We start from the raw sequence: 15,007 nt of genomic DNA, 5'->3' as shown, positions 1-15,007 counted from the left end.
CCAACTATCCTGCCAGAGGGGGATCGCAAGGAGTGATTCATTCCCTTGCCGCTGTCTTGTGCTTTGTCACTTGCGCCCGATATTCTGGCACCGGCAATCCCCCGATTCCCCAGTCCTCAAGCGCCACTTCATCAATCACGACCATGGTTGAGGCCGGTTTCTTGTCCAGAATTCGGACGAGCAAGTCGGTAACGCCCGCGATCAGTTCCGCTTTCTGTTGCGCAGAGGGTCCCTTGCCCTCCGGGCCGCCTTCGCGGGTAATTTTGATATTGACGTACGGCATGGTCAGTCTCCCTGGCTTGTGATTTCATAGGGAAAGATTTTGGCCATGATGGCCCAGCGGCCTTGATCGTAGATCAGGGTCAGGAAATCGGTGTAGTCGCGCCCCATCATGGTCATTTCCACTCGCGCGAACGCGAGAGTCGGGCCTCCCGTTTCGATCGAAATGATGCGCTCGTTGCGGGTTTCTCCATTGCTTGCTGGCGGCACCCGTTGATCCAGCACCTTCCGGTATTCGTCGAACGACAGTACCCGGTAATCCTCTGGTGTCGCACTCACATACTGGGCGTGCGGATGGAACACGCCAGAGAGCATGGCGCTGTCGGCCTTGTGCAGTCCTTCAAAATAGGTTTCGAGCAGGACCGGGATGGTTTCGTAAGGCTTGGGCGAGTTCATTGTGCGACCAGTCCTTCCGACGACATTGCGGCTTTAACGCTCGGCCGGGCCGCAATGCGATTCCAGAGGGTGTTCAGGAACGGCCAATCCTTGAGATTGATCCCGGGCACGGCGGCCCAACTGCACACTACAAAAAGGTAGGCGTCAGCAACGGTGAAGGTGTCGCCCACCAGATAGGCTCGACCATCGTCGAGCAGAGACTCCAGGTAGTCGAAATGGCGGGGGATGGTCTCCAGTGCCTGGGCACGCTGTTCGTCCGTTGCGCTGGCTTTGAAGAAGGGACCAAAGGCCTTGTGCAGCTCTGATGCGATGTAGTTCAGGTGCTCCTGCAAACGGGCTCGCTCAAGGGTGCCTACGTCGGGTATCAATGTAGTTGATTCCGCCAGGTATTGGAGGATCGCAGCGCCTTCGGTCAGTACCGCTCTGCCGGTATCCAGCGCCGGCACATAACCTTTGGGGTTGACGGTTTTATAGTCGATACCGGACTCGGTGCGCTGGGTTTGGGTATCAACGGGCTCAAGGGTGAAATCAATACCCAGTTCTCTAAGTACAATGTGTGTCGCCAGTGAGCAGGCGCCGGGTTTGAAATACAGTTTCATCGGTAGATCTCCTCTGTGTGATAAGCACTAGGCTTGGACACAGAGGAGATTACTGCCTGCAATAAGAATAGAATAATATTGAGTTATTATGATAATGATAATTTAATAGAATCATCTTTGGGTGAAGAAACAAGAGGCGTCGATGAAGCTGGAGCAATTGCGTGTACTGGATGCCATCGTGACGCAAGGCAGCTTTCGCAAAGCGTCTGAGGTGCTCTACAAATCCCAGCCCGCTTTGAGCCAGGCTATTAAAAGCCTGGAAGAGGAAACCGGGCTAACCCTGCTGTCCCGGGAGAGTTACCGCCCGGTGCTTACCCCAGCCGGTAAGGCCTATTACCGCCAGGCACGGGGTGTACTGGACCAGGTACAGGCCCTGAAGGAGTTGGCCGGCAAGTTGTCGGCCAGCCAGGAAGCGGAGGTGCGGCTGTCGGTATCCGTCACTTGTCCGTTGGGTAATCTCCTGTCAGTGATTGGTGAGCTCAAGGAGGCATACCCAGCCACGGATATCCGGCTGATGTCGGATGCCATGGGTGGCAGTGCAGAACGACTCATGGCGGGCGAGGTTGATTTTATCATCGCCACAATGGATGGTCTTTCCACAGAGGCAGTTCATGCTTCGCCCTACACCGCCGTGAATATCATCCCGGTAGCCCATCCCGGCTATGGTCCGGCAAGCAGTCGCAAGCGGCTGAGCAATGCTGAAATGCGCCCGTATGTTCAGGTTGTGGTGGCGGGTACCGGGCAGGGGCAATATGACCAGAGCCGGGACGTGGTTCCGGAGAGCCTACGGTGGACGGTGTCGGATTTTGCCGCTAAAAAAGAGATCGTGCTGGCCAGGATGGGATGGGGCGGTCTGCCGGAGCACTTGATTGCCCGTGAATTGGAGGCCGGCGAACTGGTAACGCTTGATCTGAAAGGTTACCCGATCCGCCGTTCACAGCTTCATCTGGTGCGTCGTCGGGAAGGCGCTCTGGGGGTGGTTGCCCATGAACTTTGGGAGCGACTCTCCACCAATTAAGAATCTAGAGGTAAAAAATGACCATCCAGAATGTGCTGGGAATTGATCTGCCCGTCATCCAGGCGCCAATGGCCGGTGTGCAGGGGCATGAACTGGCTGTAGCGGTGTCCAATGCTGGAGGGCTGGGCTCGTTGCCCTGTGCCATGCTTAGCTCTGAAGCACTGCGAAAAGAGTTGGAAGCACTGACAAGCCAGACCAGCAAGCCCTACAACGTCAACTTCTTCTGTCACACGCCCCCAGAGCCAGATGCCGATGCAGAGCATCATTGGCGCGAAGCGCTGTCGCCATATTTCGACGAGTTGGGTATCGATTCCAATGATGTATCCGCGCAAGCGGGAAGGGCCCCTTTCAGCTCTGAGGCAGCGGATGTCTTGGCGGACTTCAAACCGCCGGTGGTGAGTTTCCACTTTGGCTTGCCGGCACCCGAGTTGATGGCTCGTATAAGAGGGTGGGGCGGGAAGATACTGTCGACCGCCACAACCGTGGACGAAGCGCTTTGGCTGGAGGCGCAGGGCGTCGATGCCATTATCGCGCAAGGGCTTGAAGCGGGCGGCCATCGCGGGTTTTTTCTGTCGCGGGACATCAGTACTCAGGTCGGCACCTTTGCCCTGATTCCACAATTGGTAGACGCGGTGGAAATCCCCGTTATCGCCGCTGGCGGCATTGCGGACTTCAAAGGCGTACAGGCTGCAATGGGGCTTGGGGCGGCCGGAGCGCAGATTGGCACCGCGTATTTGTTGTGTCCCGAAGCTCAAACCAAAGCAGTGCATCGCGCCGCCCTGAAATCAGAGACCAGCCGTGTAACTGCGCTGACAAATCTGTTTAGCGGTGGCGCCGCCCGGGGTATTGTGAACCGAATAATGCGTGAATTGGGGCCGATGAGTTCCAAAGCTCCTGCTTTCCCCCTGGCATCATCCGCCATTGCACCATTACGTGCGAAAGCCGAAGCTGAGGGGAGCGGTGACTTTTCGCCTCTGTGGGCGGGACAGAATGTTGGTGGCTGCAAGGAGGTTTCGGCGGCAGCTCTTACGCGGGAACTGGCAGGATTGGGTGGGTAAGTAACTTCAAAACCGAGTGACAGGCTCAGGAGCAAGTTTGCATGGAAGATTGAGACTTCCGCGAATCAGCAAGCCAGAGCCGGTGATGTTTGAGGGCTAGTCGACGCTATGATGCAGCGAGAAGCCAAATTAACCTTGTCTTCGTAGTTGCCTGCAATAGACTGATAACTGCAGCCGGAAGCCCGTCTTAGGGTGTTGTGGCGGCTTGATAATCAAAGAAAGGCCAACCAATGAGAGGAATAACCGTGCCCGCTATCTCCCCTTTTTACCGCGCAGCGGCTTTTACCCTTGCTCTGATCGCCGGGCCGGCTATGGCTGCTGACCCAGTGGTGGTGTCGTCCAAGATCGATACGGAAGGCGCTGTGTTGGGCCAGATGATCCTGCAAACCCTTGAAGAAGCGAACATTCCGGTTGAGAACCGCCTGCAGCTTGGCGCGACCAGCATCGTTCGCAATGCTATCAAGGCCGGCGAGATAGATCTGTACCCGGAGTACACCGGCAATGCCGCTTTCTTCCATGATCAGGCAGACCGGGACATCTGGAAAGATGCCGCCAAGGCCTACGAGCAGGCTGCCAGCCTTGATAAGAAGGCCCATAACATTGTCTGGCTAACACCGGCGAAAGCCAACAATACCTGGGCCATGAGTGTGCGGGGCGATCTGGCACGTGAGAACGGCTTGAACACGCTTGAAGATCTGGCTTCCTATATCAATGGCGGCGGCGCCTTCAAGTTTGCAGCCAGTGCCGAGTTTGTCGAATCTGCCAGCGCGTTGCCGGCGTTCCAGGAAGCGTACGGTTTCAAACTGGGGTCTGACCAGTTGCTGATCCTGTCCGGCGGCAACACTGCTGCGACGCTCCGGGCTGCGGCCCTGACCGACAACGATGTGAATGGCGCCATGACCTACGGCACTGATGGTGGTCTGAACGCACTCGATCTGAAGGTGATGGAGGACACATTGGGTGTCCAGCCGGTCTATCAGCCCGCGCCTATCGTGCGCGCGGAGGTGCTGGAAACGTATCCGAACATCCGCGAAGTTCTTGCGCCGGTCTTTGAGTCACTGGACCTGGAAACCCTTCAGCGTCTGAATGGTCAGGTTGCGGTGAATGGTGTGCCTGCCGAAGCCGTTGCCCGGGACTATCTGGATTCCCTGGCTCAGGACTAAGATTTGGCGATCACCGAGACTTTGCGCCCAAACCGAGTCATTCCAGTGCTTGGGGGAGTGGCCCTGGCACTGGTCTGGTTGCTGGACCTTGGTACTATCCAACCCAACCGTATTGTTCCGGGCACCGGCCATGGCCTGTTTTCGGCCGTGGGATGGACAGGGGCAGGGCTGGTTACGGGGATTCTGCTGGCGACCATTGTGCTGTCCACATTGCCGTTACGTCGTCGCTATGAGCTCCTGCTCGGTCTGATTGGGCTTTCACTGGCAACGATGCCGCTGTTGCTGGATATGTTTGCCGCCCTCCATCTGCCCGAGGGGGCGCCCTACGCCCGTTCGTCGGTCGGGGCAGGGTTCTGGTCCCTATTATTTCTGCTTTCGCTGATGTTAATTGAGTCCCTTGGCCGGCTCGAAGCCCGGCGTTGGTTGCAGTTGATGCTGCTGGTGTTTGTCGGTGGAAGCTGGCTTGTCTTTCTCCGTGGCGAGGGCCTGGAGAGTCTGTCGCTGGTGCGGGAGTTCAACGCTCGCCCCGACAAGTTCCAGCAAGCGCTCTGGACGCACCTGGCCCTGGCTTTGGGCGCGGTTACCATCAGTGCCGGCTTGGCGTTCGCCCTGGCGCTTAAAATGATCCGCAGCCCCGCCTGGCAGCGCCCTCTTCTGGGCGCCGTGAGTTTTCTGCAAACCATTCCAAGCCTTGCGGTATTTGGTTTGCTGATTGCGCCACTCAGTGCGCTCTCGTCAGCGCTCCCGTTTCTGCAGGATCTTGGCATCCGCGGGATTGGTTGGGCGCCAGCGCTGCTGGCGTTAATCGCTTACAGTTTGCTGCCGATGGTGCGCAACACCTTTGTGGCTCTTACCGAAGTTCCCGAAAGCCTGGCCGATGCGGCGCGGGGTATGGGTATGAATGAACACCAGGTGTTTTATCAGCTCAAGCTGCCGTTGGCGCTGCCGGTGATGATCGAGGGTGTACGTATCACAACCATTCAGGCAATCGGCCTGACGGCGGTAGCCGCCCTCATCGGAGCGGGTGGTTTCGGTGGTTTTATATTTCAGGGGCTGGGGCAGGCGGCGATGGACCTGGTGTTGCTCGGCGCCTTGCCTACGATTGCGTTGGCGCTGCTTGCTGATGCGTTACTCACGATGCTGGCGGCCAGTCTCAAGCCGACACCGGCAACGGCCTGATAGGGGAAGGAACTGGTCGGATGATTGAACTGAAAAATGTCTCCCGGCGTTTCGGCGATACCATCGCAGTGGATGGAGTTAACCTGACCATCGAAACCGGTGAAGTTTGCGTGCTGGTGGGCAGTTCCGGCTGCGGTAAATCGACCACGCTTCGCATGATAAACCGTCTTTTGCCCCACAGCGCTGGCGAGATATTGGTGGACGGTGAGGACATCACCACCATGAATCCGGAACAGCTGCGGCTGAACATGGGGTATGTGATCCAGGGTACGGGGTTGTTTCCTCACTGGACGGTGGCGCGCAACATCGCCATGGTGCCCAGGCTGTTGAACTGGCCGAGGGAGCGGATCGACGCACGCGTCGACGAGTTGATGACCTTGCTGGATCTGGACTCCAGCGCCCACGCCCACAAATACCCCCAGCAATTGTCTGGCGGCCAGGCGCAACGGGTCGGTGTTGCGCGGGCACTGGCGGCGGACCCCAACATTCTGTTGATGGACGAACCTTTCGGTGCATTGGATGCCATAACGCGGGAAAACCTCCAACTGGAAATGCTGCGGATCCAGAAGCAGGTCCGTAAAACCACTGTTTTCGTGACCCACGATATTGATGAAGCACTGAAGCTGGCCACCCGGATTGCCGTGATGGATCAGGGGCGCATTATCCAGCATGACACGCCGGAGAATATCCTCCGCCATCCAGCATCGGACTTTGTTGAAAACCTGATTGGCAAGCAGGACCGCGGTCTGAAACTGATGAGCCTGCGGCCTGTGCGGGACCTGATGGCTAATCACACCGAGCCGCGGCAGTCCGAACCCGGGGAGCATGTGCTCAGGGAGGAGGACAGTATTCGCCTGGCCCTGTCCGTGATGCTCTGGCAGGACCTGCGGCAGGTCGCGGTGTTCAATGCGCAGGGGCAGGAGACAGGTGTGATTACCCGTGAACGCATTATCCAGGAAGGCGTGTAATGCGTGTCTGGTTACCTGCCACTCTTTTGGCCTCGCTGTTGCTAGCGCTGAGTGCCGGCATGCCGGTGCTGGAGCCATTGTTCAATTGGGTGCAGCCGGGCAAGCAGCAGGTGATCTATGAACGGGAGAGCTTTTTATTCCTGCTTCAGAATCACTTGATGCTGGTCGTCGTATCGGCGGCCATGGGTACTCTCGTTGCGGTGGCTGGCGGCATCTTTGTCACCCGTCCTTTTGGCCGCGATTTCCTGCCCTTGGTTGGGCAAGTGGCCTCGATTGGCCAGACCTTTCCGCCGGTGGCTGTACTTGCGTTGGCGGTACCAGTGCTTGGTTTCGGCGAGGCTCCGATCCTTCTTGCGTTGGTCCTTTATGGCTTGCTGCCCATTCTGCGCAATACCCTGGCGGGTCTGGAAGGTATCAATCCGGCTGTGCGGGAGGCCGCACTGGGTATGGGCATGTCGCCAGTGCAGGTCCTTGTGCGAGTAGAACTGCCCCTGGCCGGAAGGGTTATTCTCGCGGGTATTCGAACCTCTGTTACTATCAATATCGCGACCGCCGCTATCGGCTCAACCATTGGGGCCCGCACCCTGGGTGATCCGGTGATCGCCGGGCTGGTGAACGGCAATACCGCGTATGTGCTGCAAGGAGCGATTCTGATCGGGTTGCTTGCGCTGACAACGGATAGCCTGTTTGAAGCACTTGAACGATCCTGGGATCGTCGATTGCAATCCGTAGGAGTCTAGATGGGTAGCTATCTGCTGTTTGTTGTTATCGCTATAGCGACTGTCCTCAGCCCGGGGCCAGGCGTTATGTTGACACTGACCAACGCCATTCGGTTCGGTGTGTCCGGTGCCTTCGGCGGAATTCTGGGGATTGCCTTTGGTACTTTCATTGTTGCGGGTATTTCAGCCACAAGCCTGGGCATTGTACTGGCGACGTCGGCGACGGCGTTTAGCATCATGAAGTTTATTGGTGCCGCCTACCTGATTTATCTGGGGGTAAAACTGTGGCGGTCTCCTGTCACCGAAATTGAGGAAGCGACGACGGCAGCTCGGAGCAGGAAGCTCCAGTTTCTTGAGGGGCTGACATTGCAACTGACAAACCCGAAAGCCGTCTTTTTCTTCTTGTCGGTATTCCCGCAATTTATTGATTACTCGACTGAATTTGTCGGCCAGTTCGCCCTTTTGGTTGTGACTTACAGCGCTTTGGTTGTCGCCATCCACTTGCTGTATGCGCGCCTCGCCAGATCAGCCCGTGGCTGGCTTTCTTCCGAGAAAGGTGGGCAGTTAGTCAATAAACTGGGTGGGGCGACGTTTGTTGGTTTTGGGGTGGGGCTGGCAACGGCGAGCAGGTAGCGGCGAATCACTTCCAGCGCTTGTATGGGTGCTTCAGTCGTTGGAAACTGCTCCATTGTCTGTGGTGTAGCCATCGGTTAGATTTCCCAAACATGTCGGCGATAAAGTCAAAGAAAGTGGTAATGCCTAGTGCATGTCGAGGGGAGGAAAAGCATGGAGCAAAGTGAAACAAACTCTCAGTTCAACGCGGAATTACTTTGTCCGGCGAAGCCCGGCGAAGGCGCTCCCTGGGCCTTTATCGTTCTGCCCCGGGAGGCAAGCGAAAAGCTTCCCAGGCGGGGAAGAACAACGGTAGAGGCCAGCCTCAACGGTCATCATTTTCAGGTAACGCTCGAGCCCGATGGTCAATTGAGCCATTGGCTAAAGGTGAGCAAGGAACATCTCGAAGCTGCAGGTGTGAGCGTCGGTGATGTTGTTGATTTGGGCATCAGGCCGGTGGACCAGGAACCTGAACCAGAAGTTCCCTCGGACCTGCAAGAGGCGTTGGAAGCGGCCCCCGAGGCTCGGGTGGTTTGGAATGAGACAACCACCATCGCGCGTCTGGACTGGATTCATTGGATTGTCTCAGCCAAGCAGGCAAAAACCCGGACGAAGCGAATTAGCGATGCGTGCGACATGCTGGCCTCGGGAAAGCGGCGCGTTTGCTGCTTTGATCCTTCAGGGTATTACAGCAAAGCACTCAGTGCGCCCAAGGCGGCGGACACACAGGAGACTGGATGAGCAAGCCCGTTGTATCAAGCCCCCTGCGGCGAGCTTTCCCGCTTGTCGCAATCCTTTTGCTCACCGCCTGCGATGCGCCACAACTGCTTCCGCCTGACGCCCGCCTTCCGGACGGCAGTACCTATTCCGGTGATATTCAGGACGGTTACTTTCACGGTGAAGGCGTTCAGGAATTTGCCAGTGGCATGGTTTACACCGGTCAGTTCCAGAAGGGCTACTGGCACGGCCATGGTGAGCTCGAGTCCCCGGCGGGTTGGCATTACGAGGGCGAGTTCCAGAAAGGGACGATGTCGGGACAGGGCGTAATCGAAGACGACGGCAGTCGCTACGAGGGGGAATTCCGGAACGGTGAGTTTCACGGTGAGGGGCGTTACGAAGCCGGTGGCAGTGTCTATATCGCTGAGTTTGAAGATGGCGAGCCCGTGGAGGGAAAACACGTTACGGATTACGGCACCTACGAAGGGGAGTTCCGTGACTGGTATTACCACGGGGAAGGCAGCTACGCCTTTACCGGCGAATCGGAGGATCTGGGCAGCCTCACAGGAACCTGGGAGTTTGGTGAGTTCGTCGATCAGGAAGAGTACGTCGCGGAAGCATCTGTCCCGGAAGAACCAGCGCTTTTGACTGAGACTATTCTCGTCGAAGACCGTCAGCGCCTGAGCAACCAGATCGAGAGTCTCGCCCCGGAACAGGCGGGGGTGGCAGATGCCTACTTCCTGGCCGTGGGTGGCGACGGCACCGAGTCGGTGTTCATGCGCGATATCCAGGTTGCTAAGACTGGCCTTCAGGCGCAGTTCGATGTGGAAAACCGCGCCATCATGCTGCTCAATCACCGGGACTATGAAACGTTTCCTCTGGCTACCCGGCCATCCATTGCCTCAGCTCTGGAGGCATTGGATGCGCAGATGAATCCTGAGGAAGACCTGCTTGTGGTTCACCTGGTCAGCCACGGTATGCAAAACGGACAACTGCTGTTGCAGCAACCCGGTATCGAGTTGCCGAACCTCTCGCCGCAGGATTTTGCGGAAATGCTGGAACCACTGAACATACGCCGAAAACTGCTGGTGATTTCCGCATGCTACTCCGGCCAGTGGATAGAGCCACTCAAGGACGCAGACACACTGATCATGACCTCCGCCCGGGCAGATCGTACCTCTTTCGGCTGCGGTGATGACTCGGAAATGACTTGGTTCACCAAGGCGGTTTATCAGAGTGTGGGGCTGTCATTGGCCGCCCCTTATGTCATGTTCGAGGACATCAACCAGCAGATCCGAACCTGGGAAGAAGAGATTGGTATGGAGGAATCGAATTGGTCCTATCCCCAGTCGCACGTGGGTGAGAACCTGCGAGAGTGGTTGAGCCAGATGCCTCAGTCTGCACCTTAGAAAGCTAAAACACCGTGACGAGCTCGCGATGGACCCGATGATCACAGCCGCTGGCCGAGCGCTTGCGATGGGCGACCCGTTGGCCGCGCTGAACTGCGTTGCCTTGCGCGACGACGCGCCGTCGCTTGCGCTGCGTGGCATCGCCATGGCCCAGCTCGGAGAACTGGACCGGGCCAGGGTGTTGATAGGCAACGCTACCCGTGCTTTTGGTTCGCAGGAACCGTTGGCACGCGCAAAGTGCATTGTGGCCGAGGCGGAAATTGCGCTTGCTTCCCGTGATCTCGGCTGGCCATCCCGCAAGCTTGACGCAGCGCGCGAGGTGCTGGAACAGCATGGCGACCGGGTGAACGCAACGCATGCGCGCTATATCGATATCCGGCGCCGGCTGCTGATTGGTCGACTCAATGAAGCTGAGTTCGAACTAGGGGGTACGGACGTTGCCTCGTTGCCGCCGGCGTTGAGAACCATCCACGAACTCATTGTTGCCGGGATCGCTATGCGGCGCCTGGAAACCCAGGTGGCACGCGATGCGCTCCTGCAGGCCGAACGCGCCTCACAGCACGCCGGTATTCCGGCTCTTGTGGCTGAAGTCGCCATTAAAGTTGAACTCCTGGGCTTGCCCGCCGCTCGCCTGACCAGGATGGGTAGTGAGCGGTTGCTGCTTCTGAATGAAGTAGAAGCGTTAATGGCGTCCCAGGCGTTTGTGGTCGACGGGTGCCGTTATACCGTGAAGCACAAGGAGGCCGTGGTGTCACTCGCGACGCGCCCAGTGCTGTTCGTGTTGCTTCGCATCATGGCTGAAGCCTGGCCCAAAGAAGCATCCAGAGACGAGCTGATTGCACGGGCATTTCGCATGAAACAGGCTGATGATTCCCATCGTGCACGCCTGCGGGTGGAGATCGGGCGCCTTCGTGAGTTATTGAAGCCGTTGGCAACCGTGGATGCCACCTCACGGGGTTTTGCTCTGGTGCCCCACGAGGCGTGCGAGGTGGCCGTCCTGGCACAGCCAGTGGAGGAAAAATACGCACCTATACTGGCGCTGCTTTCCGATGGTGAGGGCTGGTCGAGCTCTGCCCTGGCACTGGCATTGAATATCGGCCAGCGTAGCGTGCAGCGGGCACTCGATACGTTAGCGACAGAAGGCAAGGTTTACTCGTTTGGCCGGGGCCGCAACCGCCGCTGGACAACGCCACCCATTGCCGGATTCGCGACAATCTTGTTACTCCCTGGTTCACTGGCCCTTGGCTAATATGGGGACGTGATTCAGTCAACCAGGAGACGACCATGAAACAGTTTAGTGCAGAGATTCTCAACGAGTACGGCCCCTTCCACGGAGCTGAGCAGATCCATGGGGTTACATTCGATGGGCAACGCGTCTGGTTCGCATCCGGTGACAAACTGAATGCGATCGATCCTGATAGCGGCAAGCCGGTCGATTCCCTTAGTGTGCCCGCACAAGCTGGGACCGCTTTCGACGGGCACCATATCTTTCAGATTGCGGACAGCCAGATTCAAAAGGTTGATCCAAAAACCGGCGAGGTACTTGGAACCATCCCTGCGCCAGACGGCTGCTCGGGGCTGGCATGGGCGGAAGGTTCTCTCTGGGTGGGGCAGTATCAGGCGTGCAAGATTCATCAGCTGGACCCGCAAACAGGGAAGGTTCTTCGTAGCATCGAATCCAACCGACATGTGACCGGTGTTACCTGGATCGACAGCGAACTTTGGCACGCCACCTGGGACGGTGACGACAATGAGATCAGGCAGATCGACCCTCAGACCGGGGACGTTCTGAAAAGCATTGCAATGCCGTCCGGCGTTGGCATATCGGGACTTGGGGCCGATGGTCGTAGTCGCTTCTTCTGCGGAGGCGGCCAGAGTGGAAAATTGAGGGTTGTTCGTTGTCCGGATTAGCTGCCAAAACCATCCATGGACAGGTGGCGCAGTGGGGTTGTTGCAGGCGCATCCTACGCATCTTAGATGTCTCGTGATTCAAACTCCGTATTGCGCGGATCAAGTTCCTCAACCCCCAATCCTGCTTCCGGAGTGACGGTGTAGTACTGCTCCTGCTGCTCCACAGTCGGGTGTTGGCGCTTCGGCCCCGCCACCATGAACAGGATCAGCCCTCCCAGCATCAGGGCATTGCTGACGAAAAGGCCCCGCGGCCCCAGAAAGTCCATGAACAGGGAACTGATCAGCGGGCCGATGATGCTGCCAATGCCATAACTCAGTAACAGCGCTGTGCTTGCTGCGGTGATCTGGTGGGTTTCCATCAGGTCATTGGTGATGGCCACAGCGATGGGGTAGATGGCAGCGCTGATACCCATGTACAACCCGACAAACAGCACCAGGGCCACCATGCTGATGTTGCCAATAGCAGCGGCAGCCAGGCTGCACACGGCAGCGACGATGGCGGCCACCAGCATGACCCGGTATCGGTCGAAGCGGTCGCACAGTTGCCCGATGGGCCAGGCCATCAGCATGGCAGCCACGATGGCCGAAGCCATGAAGTTGGAGAGCTGCCCGAGGTTCAGGCCAATCTGATTGGCGTACACTGGCCCCATGGCATAGAAGGCACTGATGAGCAGCCCGGCGATCAGTGCGCCGAGCGTGCCCGTTGGTGACTTGTTATAGAGTTTACGTAATGACAGGCGTTCACCCTGCGAAACCGACGGTGACTCCCGGCGGGTCATTGTCAGGGGCGTGAGGGCGAGAACCACCAGGATGGTTGCCAGGGAGAAGGGAATAAAGCCCGCCGGGTCGGCAACGCGTATCAGCACCTGACCTCCGGCGGTGGATAGGAAGAAGATGACCTGGTAAATGGCAAACAGGCTGGCCCGGTTACGGTTGTCGGCCTTGCTGCTGAACCAGCTTTCCATCACGATCATCAGGCCGGCCATTACGAAGCCGCCAACGGCCCGTAGGCCACCCCAGAGTCCGGCCTGGACGGCCATTGGATAAATCAGTATTGAGGCAGAAAGCACCGCAGCGAAAACCGCGAACGCGCGGATGTGTCCCACCTTTTCAATGATGCGCCCGGCATAGAGCGTGCCGGCCACAAAGCCGATGGAGTAGAACGCCAGGATCCACCCGATCACACTGGCGCTGAAGTCTTCGATGCTGAGCCTGAGCCCCAGCAGGGTCATGAGGAAAGCGTTACCCGCGATGAGCAGAATGATGCTCAGGATCAGTGACGTCAGGCTGATGATGGTTTGCCGCATCAATCGTCCGTCCCCGCTTGTCCGCTAGTCTGGATGTCCGTATAAGTTTGTGGGGTTGTGCGGAAATACTGTAGTGATGGTCTCGCTTGAATTAAAGGGGCCGATCCGTCTGTGGTGTGAATTCGTGCGTTGTTGAGAACAGCGCTTCAGATGTGAGGTAGAAAGTTCATTGACGCCGGAACAAATCGATACCCTGCTGGAAACCATCCCCGACGCCCGTGACGGTCTCACCCGCACGGAGCGGATCATTCTCTATGTGTTACACGAAACCCAGCGTGAGTTAAAAGGTCGTAACGTGCCAACGGTTATGCTCTATGGCCGGGTGGTGGAATACGTCAACATCAGCGAAGCGGAGCTCCATGTCTATCTGGACAGGTTGGGTGTGAGGGGCGGCTGAGTTGCCCCAGGTCATTGATTTTCGCCGTTCATTATTTGCGCAAACGCTAATCCACTGTTAGGTTTCTAGTCAGGGCTTCATCCTGAATTCATAGGGAGAGCGCATGGCAGACACCGTCACTGACTTGCTGGTCCGCTACTGGGCCACCGGCTTCTTCATCGTTGCCACATTGGGCCTTTGTGCCTTTATGGTAGGTGCCTCCAGCTTGCTTGGAGGGCGTAGCCGGGGTGTCAGCAAATCCCTCCCTTTCGAGTCCGGCATTGTCGGCACCGGTGATGCCAGACAACGCTTTTCCGTCAAGTTTTATCTGGTCGCGATGCTGTTCGTGATCTTCGATATCGAAGCCGTGTTCCTGTTTGCCTGGGCCATTGTCATTCCCGACGTGGGCTGGACAGGTTTCTGGGGCGCGGCGGTTTTTATCCTGATTCTGCTGGCCGGTCTGCTCTATGACAGTCGTACCGGTGCCCTGGACTGGGCCCCGGAATCATCCAGCGGTAGACCTCGTAGTCCGGCAGGCTGATTCAACGCACCCGATTACGGCGCGGGCCAACGGCGATTTCGCTGTTGGGACCAGCGCCCATGGAGGCGCAGCATGTCCTACACACTGACCAGGGCGGAACCTTCGCCGGACGGTGACACGCAATACCCGGTAAGGCAACAGGAACCGTCGGAAGATCCGGTGAAACGCCAGCTTGAACGCAATGTGTTCACCGGCAAGCTGAGCGACGTTCTCAATTCCGCGGTCAACTGGGGCCGCAAGAATTCCCTCTGGCCCTACAACTTCGGGCTGTCCTGCTGCTACGTGGAAATGACCACGGCCTTCACCGCGCCCCACGACATTGCCCGTTTCGGCTCCGAAGTTATCCGGGCTTCGCCCCGACAGGCGGATTTCATGGTGATTGCCGGTACCTGCTTTATAAAGATGGCGCCGGTGATCCAGCAACTTTACGACCAGATGCTGGAACCCAAGTGGGTAATCTCCATGGGCTCCTGCGCAAACTCCGGCGGTATGTACGACATCTACTCGGTGGTGCAGGGCGTCGACAAGTTCCTGCCAGTGGATGTGTATGTGCCCGGTTGCCCGCCCCGGCCAGAGGCCTTTCTGCAGGGGTTGCAGTTGCTGCAGGACTCCATCCAGGAAGAACGCCGCCCGCTGTCCTGGGTGGTGGGCGATCAGGGTGTCTATCGGGCGGAGATGCCGTCCCAGCGTGAAAAATGGCGGGACCAGCGCATCCAGGCCACCGAACTGCGAACGCCGGACAAACTGTGACAAAC

The 15,007-nt window shown here is 57.8% G+C and carries 18 protein-coding genes; 14 read left to right on the top strand and 4 right to left on the bottom strand.

Translation table 11 applies throughout. The annotated features are described in order from the left end of the window. Positions 1-37 precede the first annotated feature (37 nt). The 3 genes from B2590_RS07400 to gstA are packed head-to-tail and all read right to left on the bottom strand — an operon-like array spanning position 38 to position 1,274. Positions 38-283, bottom strand: coding sequence for a tautomerase family protein (locus B2590_RS07400; RefSeq protein WP_036204364.1), 246 nt, complete (start codon positions 281-283; stop codon positions 38-40). Positions 284-285: 2 nt separating this feature from the next. Continuing rightward, positions 286-675, bottom strand: coding sequence for a nuclear transport factor 2 family protein (locus B2590_RS07395; protein ID WP_041335315.1), 390 nt, complete (start codon positions 673-675; stop codon positions 286-288). Then, positions 672-1,274, bottom strand: coding sequence for a glutathione transferase GstA (gstA, locus tag B2590_RS07390; RefSeq protein WP_041335317.1), 603 nt, complete (start codon positions 1,272-1,274; stop codon positions 672-674). Before gstA ends, B2590_RS07395 begins: the two co-directional genes overlap by 4 nt. 142 nt (positions 1,275-1,416) lie before the next feature. Here gstA and B2590_RS07385 point away from each other — a divergent pair, with 142 nt between their 5' ends. The 11 genes from B2590_RS07385 (at position 1,417) to B2590_RS07335 (ending at position 12,028) form a co-directional block, all read left to right on the top strand. Further along, positions 1,417-2,292: a LysR family transcriptional regulator gene (locus tag B2590_RS07385; protein WP_041335319.1), complete on the top strand. Its 876-nt coding sequence runs from the start codon at positions 1,417-1,419 to the stop codon at positions 2,290-2,292. 17 nt (positions 2,293-2,309) lie between these two features. Continuing rightward, positions 2,310-3,350: an NAD(P)H-dependent flavin oxidoreductase gene (locus B2590_RS07380; protein WP_041335321.1), complete on the top strand. Its 1,041-nt coding sequence runs from the start codon at positions 2,310-2,312 to the stop codon at positions 3,348-3,350. A 230-nt stretch (positions 3,351-3,580) separates the two neighbouring features. Then, positions 3,581-4,513, top strand: coding sequence for a glycine betaine ABC transporter substrate-binding protein OsmF (osmF, locus tag B2590_RS07375; protein WP_144402214.1), 933 nt, complete (start codon positions 3,581-3,583; stop codon positions 4,511-4,513). A 3-nt stretch (positions 4,514-4,516) separates the two neighbouring features. Beyond that, positions 4,517-5,692, top strand: a complete 1,176-nt coding sequence (locus B2590_RS07370; RefSeq protein WP_286809960.1) for an ABC transporter permease — start codon at positions 4,517-4,519, stop codon at positions 5,690-5,692. 20 nt (positions 5,693-5,712) lie between these two features. Then, on the top strand, positions 5,713-6,660 hold the full coding sequence (locus B2590_RS07365) for an ABC transporter ATP-binding protein (protein ID WP_286809961.1): 948 nt from the start codon (positions 5,713-5,715) through the stop codon (positions 6,658-6,660). Continuing rightward, on the top strand, positions 6,660-7,400 hold the full coding sequence (locus tag B2590_RS07360; RefSeq protein ID WP_041335323.1) for an ABC transporter permease: 741 nt from the start codon (positions 6,660-6,662) through the stop codon (positions 7,398-7,400). The genes B2590_RS07365 and B2590_RS07360 overlap by 1 nt, the downstream gene beginning before the upstream one ends. After that, complete coding sequence (locus B2590_RS07355) at positions 7,401-8,012, top strand: LysE family translocator (protein WP_286809962.1); 612 nt, start codon at positions 7,401-7,403, stop codon at positions 8,010-8,012. It abuts the gene before it with no gap. A 153-nt stretch (positions 8,013-8,165) separates the two neighbouring features. Further along, complete coding sequence (locus tag B2590_RS07350; RefSeq protein WP_041335325.1) at positions 8,166-8,732, top strand: YdeI/OmpD-associated family protein; 567 nt, start codon at positions 8,166-8,168, stop codon at positions 8,730-8,732. Then, positions 8,729-10,117, top strand: coding sequence for a C13 family peptidase (locus tag B2590_RS07345; RefSeq protein ID WP_041335328.1), 1,389 nt, complete (start codon positions 8,729-8,731; stop codon positions 10,115-10,117). The genes B2590_RS07350 and B2590_RS07345 overlap by 4 nt, the downstream gene beginning before the upstream one ends. 28 nt (positions 10,118-10,145) lie before the next feature. Further along, positions 10,146-11,366: a helix-turn-helix domain-containing protein gene (locus tag B2590_RS07340; protein ID WP_286809963.1), complete on the top strand. Its 1,221-nt coding sequence runs from the start codon at positions 10,146-10,148 to the stop codon at positions 11,364-11,366. Between the two features lie 35 nt (positions 11,367-11,401). Further along, positions 11,402-12,028, top strand: a complete 627-nt coding sequence (locus tag B2590_RS07335; RefSeq protein ID WP_286809964.1) for a PQQ-binding-like beta-propeller repeat protein — start codon at positions 11,402-11,404, stop codon at positions 12,026-12,028. A 62-nt stretch (positions 12,029-12,090) separates the two neighbouring features. Here B2590_RS07335 and B2590_RS07330 read toward each other — a convergent pair whose 3' ends face one another. Continuing rightward, positions 12,091-13,335 carry an MFS transporter gene (locus B2590_RS07330; protein ID WP_085681406.1) on the bottom strand — a complete coding sequence of 415 codons (1,245 nt, stop codon included), beginning with the start codon at positions 13,333-13,335 and terminating at the stop codon, positions 12,091-12,093. Between the two features lie 169 nt (positions 13,336-13,504). On the opposite strand from B2590_RS07330, the gene B2590_RS07325 reads away from it, so the two are divergent. The 3 genes from B2590_RS07325 to B2590_RS07315 all read left to right on the top strand — a co-directional run bounded on the left by B2590_RS07325 (position 13,505) and on the right by B2590_RS07315 (position 15,002). Next, complete coding sequence (locus B2590_RS07325; protein WP_051946607.1) at positions 13,505-13,732, top strand: hypothetical protein; 228 nt, start codon at positions 13,505-13,507, stop codon at positions 13,730-13,732. 103 nt (positions 13,733-13,835) lie between these two features. Then, positions 13,836-14,252: an NADH-quinone oxidoreductase subunit A gene (gene ndhC / locus B2590_RS07320; protein ID WP_041335332.1), complete on the top strand. Its 417-nt coding sequence runs from the start codon at positions 13,836-13,838 to the stop codon at positions 14,250-14,252. Between the two features lie 72 nt (positions 14,253-14,324). Then, entirely contained in the window at positions 14,325-15,002 is a 678-nt protein-coding gene (locus B2590_RS07315; protein ID WP_075195905.1) for a NuoB/complex I 20 kDa subunit family protein, read from the top strand. Positions 15,003-15,007 lie beyond the last annotated feature (5 nt).

The organism is Marinobacter sp. UBA3604 (assembly GCF_002375325.1).
Lineage (GTDB): Bacteria > Pseudomonadota > Gammaproteobacteria > Pseudomonadales > Oleiphilaceae > Marinobacter > Marinobacter salarius.
Note: the sequence above shows the minus strand (reverse complement) of the source record. Positions and strands in the feature narration are given on the sequence as shown.